Origin of the sequence: Micromonospora sp. NPDC000207, from assembly GCF_040300925.1 — a bacterium.
In the GTDB taxonomy this organism is placed as follows: domain Bacteria; phylum Actinomycetota; class Actinomycetes; order Mycobacteriales; family Micromonosporaceae; genus Micromonospora.
The window spans coordinates 1-4,465 of sequence record NZ_JBEPEQ010000203.1 but is presented as its reverse complement, the minus strand read 5'-3'; the positions used below and the strand labels follow the sequence as shown (position 1 = coordinate 4,465).

Sequence of the window (4,465 nt, the reverse complement as noted above, 5' to 3'; positions counted from 1 at the left end):
GCCGCCCGGGGCCGGGCGTCGGTCGGACCGGCCGTCGGTCGGGGGGCGTCGGTCGCCCCCGGGAACCCCGGCGGTCAGCCCAGCTCGGGGAACCAGAGCGCGATCTCCCGCTTGGAGCTGTCCGGGGAGTCCGAGGCGTGCACCAGGTTCTCCCGGTTGGACAGGGACAGGTCACCCCGGATGGTGCCGGCGGCGGCCCTGCGCCCGTCGGTGACGCCGATCATGGTCCGCACCACGTCGATCACCTGGTCACCGGAGAGCACCAGGGCGACCAGCGGCCCGGAGGTCATGAACGTCTTCAGCGGCGGGTAGAACGGCTTGTCGACGTGCTCGGCGTAGTGCTGGTCGGCGAAGTCCCCGTCCAGGGTCCGCGTCTGCATGGCGTCGATCCGCAGCCCCTTGCGCTCGAAGCGGGAGACGATCTCGCCGACCAGACCCCGACTGACGGCGTCGGGCTTGATCAGGACGAGCGTGCGCTCGTCGGAGCTGCTGGTGGACACGCTGGGTTCCTCCTGTACGCGGAAGGCGGCTCGGCTGGGTACGGTCAGCGTAGCGACCCGGTCCGGTCACCGAAGCGGCGGCTACTCTTCCGCTCCGTCGTCGATGCGGCCTAGCCTGGTCCCGACCCCTGGGAGGTCCACTGTGGCGACTGGCGGAAACCGACCCATCGCGCCGGTGCGCAGGCTGATCGCCGCCGTGCTCGGTACCGTGGCGGCCTTCGTTGTCGTGTTCGGCCTGGGCATGACGAGCTGGGCCATCGTGGCCCTCGGTGTCGCCATCCTGGCGCTGGCCATCGCGTTGGCCACGGTCCGTGGAGGTGGCCGTACCTGGGTGGTCGGGATCGGACACGTGCACAGCACCTCCGAACCACCCACCCAGTACGCGTTCGGCCGGTGCGAGCTGCAACTGATGATCGACGCTCCGGGCATGCCGCCCCGGTCGAAGAAGATCGTCGAACCGCGGGTTCCGGTGGCCAAGTGGCCCACTGTCGGGCAGGCCCTGCCGATCCGGGTGGCCCTCGACGACCACCGGCACGTCCGGGTGCTCTGGGACGAGGTGGCGACCCACACCGAGGCCGCCGCCGCCGACCTGCCACCGGAGTTCGCCGTCGTCGCCGCCGAGCCGGTCGACGAGATGCTGATCCAGCAGGAGGCGCCCCCGTGGGCCGGGCGGACCGACGACGACTTCCGGGACGAGTTCGGCACCGACTTCCGGGACGCCTACCACGACGGGTTCGGTGACCAACCGACCGTCGACCCGATCCTGGACGATCCGGGTCAGCACCCCGAGCGGCGCAGGACCGTGGTGGTCCACCAGCGGCCCGGCGGCCCGAAGGTGGTGGAGGGCACCCTGGTCGAGCAGCCGAGTGACCCGACCCTGCCCCGTCGGGCCACGCCCACCCCCCGTACTCCGTCGGAGGACCCGGTCGACCCGGACGCCACCCTCGACCGACCGGCCGGGGAGCAGACCACGACGACCGCCGCAGCCGGTCTCGACGACGCGTACCTCGACCCGGCGGACCTCGCCCCCCGCCCCCGCTCGGAGCAGCCTGCCGACGCCGTCCCGGACCGGCGCCCGGACGAGCCCACCCGGCCGGTCGGCACCGCCCCGGACTCACGCACGGAGGAGCCGACCCCGCCGGTCGACGCACCGGGACCCGAGGCGACCCCGGTCGCGTCCCGGTCGGAGCCCTCGCCGTCGAACGACGGCCCTGCCCCGTCGGCGGAGCCCGGGCCCGGCACCGGGGAACGGACCGACACCCCCACCTCGGCCGCCCCCGCTCCCTCCTCGGACGACCCCACCGTCGACTCCAACGACCCCACCATCGGCTCGGACGACCCCACCGTGCCGATCGACACCATCGTCCCGCCGACCGCCCCGGCACCAGGGCAACGCACCGACGAACCGTCCGCCGCTGCCCGGACCACGCCGCCGCCCCGTAGCACCGAACCGTCCACGGCTGCCCGGACCACGCCGCCGCCTCGTACCGCCGAGCCGTCCACGGCTGCCCGGCCTGCACCGACGACCAGCACCGACGATCCGGACTTCGACCCGATCGACCTGGCGCTGGACGACCCCGCCCCCGACCGGGAACACCCGGACACCGACTCCGACGTCGGTGCCGACCACCTCGACGCGGCGATCTTCGGGTACGCCCCGGAGGACCCCGGGGCCGACTCCCCCGACCTGGACACCGGCGCTCCGATCGCCGGCGTCGGGATCACCGTGCTGGTCACCGACCTGGACCGGTCCCTGGAGTTCTACCGGGACGTCCTGGGCTTCACCGAGGTGGACCGGGGATCCGGCAACGCCGTGCTGGCCTCCGGGACCACCCGGCTGGTGCTACGGGAGGTCAGCGAGGCGGCCCCGATCAGCCGTCGACTGGTCCACGTCAACCTCGAGGTCAACGACATCCAGGCGGCCTACGAGCGGCTGCGGGACACCGGGCTCCGGTTCACCTACGCCCCTCGGGTGGTCAACCGGGGCACCAAGCTGGAGGTGTGGGCTGCGGCGTTCCGTGACCCCGACGGGCACGGCATCGCCCTGACCCAGTGGCGGGCCCTCACCGGCGCCTGACCGGCAGACCGGTCACACCCCGGGGGCGGCCGACCCGCCCCCGGGGCCGAGGATCACCCGCCGAACGTGCAGGGCGTACGCCCACACCAGGGCGAAGATGACCCCGAGCACGAACAGTGACCAGTGCAGGAACCCGCCCAGGATCAGTACGCCCTGCAACACCGTGCCGGCGTGCCAGGCCCACGGCCGGCGCATCAGTCCGGCGAGCACCACCGCCACCACGGCGATCCCGACGAACAGACCGATGGTGGCTCCGCTGAGGTCCCCGCCGAGCACCCGGATCGGCTGGATGCCCAACAGCAGGACGAAGGCCTCCAGGCCGAGGGTGGCAGCCCCGAGTCCCCGTACCGCCCCCTCCGGGTTGCGCAACCCCGACCGACGCTCCCCCGGGCCGGACTGCCCCAGCCCCGGCTGCCCCAGCCCCGGCTGCCCCGGGCCGGACTGCCCTGGACCGGACTGCCCCAGCCCCGGCTGCCCAGAGCCCGGCTGATCCGGGGCGGTCATCGCTTGAGCAGCCGGCGGGCGTCGGCCACTGTCACCACCGACCCGGTGATCAACACACCCACTCCGCTGAGTTCACCCGGCACGTCGGACTCGGCGGCGGCCACCGCCGCCTCGATCGCGTCCGGCATCTCCTCGGCGATCTCCACCCGGTCCGGGCCGAAGATCTCGACGGCCAGGGTGCCGAGCTGCGCGGCGGGCATCGCCCGAGGCGAGCTGTTGCCGGTGACCACCACCTGGTCGAGCACCGGCTCCAGAAGCTCCAGCAGGCTGGAGGCATCCTTGTCGACGAGGACACCGAGCACCCCGACCAGCTTGCTGAACGCGAACTCCTCCTGGATGGCGGTGACAGTGGCGGCCATCCCCTGCGGATTGTGGGCGCCGTCGAGCAGGACCGTCGGCGCGGTCCGGACCTTCTCCAACCGCCCGGGCGAGCTGGCCGTGGCGAAGCCCTCCCGAACGGTCTCCACGTCCAGTTGTCGCTTCGTCCCCGCACCGAGGAACGCCTCGACCGCCGCCAGCGCCACGGCCGCGTTCTGGGCCTGGTGTGCCCCGTGCAGCGGTACGAAGATCTCCTCGTACACCCCGCCGAGGCCCTGGAGGGTGAGCACCTGACCGCCGACCGCCACCGACCGGCGCAGCACGCCGAACTCGGCACCCTCCCGGGCGATCGTCGCGCCCACCTCGGCGCAGCGTTCCAGGATCGGTCGGGCGGCCTCGTCGTCCTGCGCCGCGCAGACCACAGTCGCCCCGAGATGGATGATCCCCGCCTTGGCCAGCGCGATGTCCTGGATCGTGTCGCCCAACCACTCGGTGTGGTCGAGCCCGATCGGGGTCAGCACGCAGACCCCGGCCTGGAGGACGTTCGTGGCGTCCTCGGCCCCACCGAGCCCCACCTCGACCACCGCGATGTCGACCGGGGCGTCGGCGAAGGTCGCGAAGGCCAGCGCCGTGGTCATGTCGAAGTAGGTGAGCGGCTCGGCGGAGCGCTCGTCCACCAGCCCGGCCAGCGGGGCGACCTCTCGGTAGGTGGCGGTGAACCGCTCCTCGTCGACAGGCTCACCGTCGAGGCTGATCCGTTCCCGGACGGTCTCCAGATGGGGGCTGGTGTACCGGCCGGTGTGCAGGCCGAAGGCGCGCAACAGGGAGTCGATCATCCGGGCGGTCGACGTCTTGCCGTTCGTCCCCGTCAGGTGGATCGACGGGTACGCCCGCTGGGGGCTGCCGAGCAGGTCCAGCAGGCTCTCGATCCGGTCCAGCTCGAAGACCATCCGGGTGAATCCCCGCCCGGCCAGTTCGGCCTCGACGGCGGCGAAGTCGGCGCTCCCGGCCCGGGGCCCCCGGGGAGGGCGGGGGGGGGCGGGGGGGGGGCCCAGCCCACCCCGCC

General features: G+C 73.2%; 3 protein-coding genes and 2 pseudogenes. 2 read left to right on the top strand and 3 right to left on the bottom strand.

Annotated features, from left to right (window positions below; translation table 11 throughout):
• Nucleotides 1–74: 74 nt before the first annotated feature.
• Complete coding sequence (gene ndk / locus ABT336_RS26865; RefSeq protein WP_350900307.1) at nt 75–500, bottom strand: nucleoside-diphosphate kinase; 426 nt, start codon at nt 498–500, stop codon at nt 75–77.
• Nucleotides 501–642: 142 nt separating this feature from the next.
• Between ndk and ABT336_RS27630 the strand changes: the two are divergent.
• Together ABT336_RS27630 and ABT336_RS27625 are read left to right on the top strand one after the other, a co-directional pair.
• Nucleotides 643–1,641 (top strand): annotated as a pseudogene (locus ABT336_RS27630) (glyoxalase/bleomycin resistance/dioxygenase family protein); the annotation flags it as partial.
• A gap of 237 nt (nt 1,642–1,878) precedes the next feature.
• Nucleotides 1,879–2,577: pseudogene (locus ABT336_RS27625) on the top strand (VOC family protein); the annotation flags it as partial.
• Between the two features lie 12 nt (nt 2,578–2,589).
• Here ABT336_RS27625 and ABT336_RS26855 read toward each other — a convergent pair.
• Both ABT336_RS26855 and ABT336_RS26850 read right to left on the bottom strand, forming a co-directional pair.
• Nucleotides 2,590–3,081: a DUF4233 domain-containing protein gene (locus ABT336_RS26855; RefSeq protein WP_350900305.1), complete on the bottom strand. Its 492-nt coding sequence runs from the start codon at nt 3,079–3,081 to the stop codon at nt 2,590–2,592.
• Entirely contained in the window at nt 3,078–4,349 is a 1,272-nt protein-coding gene (locus tag ABT336_RS26850; RefSeq protein ID WP_350900309.1) for a bifunctional folylpolyglutamate synthase/dihydrofolate synthase, read from the bottom strand. Before ABT336_RS26850 ends, ABT336_RS26855 begins: the two co-directional genes overlap by 4 nt.
• Nucleotides 4,350–4,465: the final 116 nt, after the last annotated feature.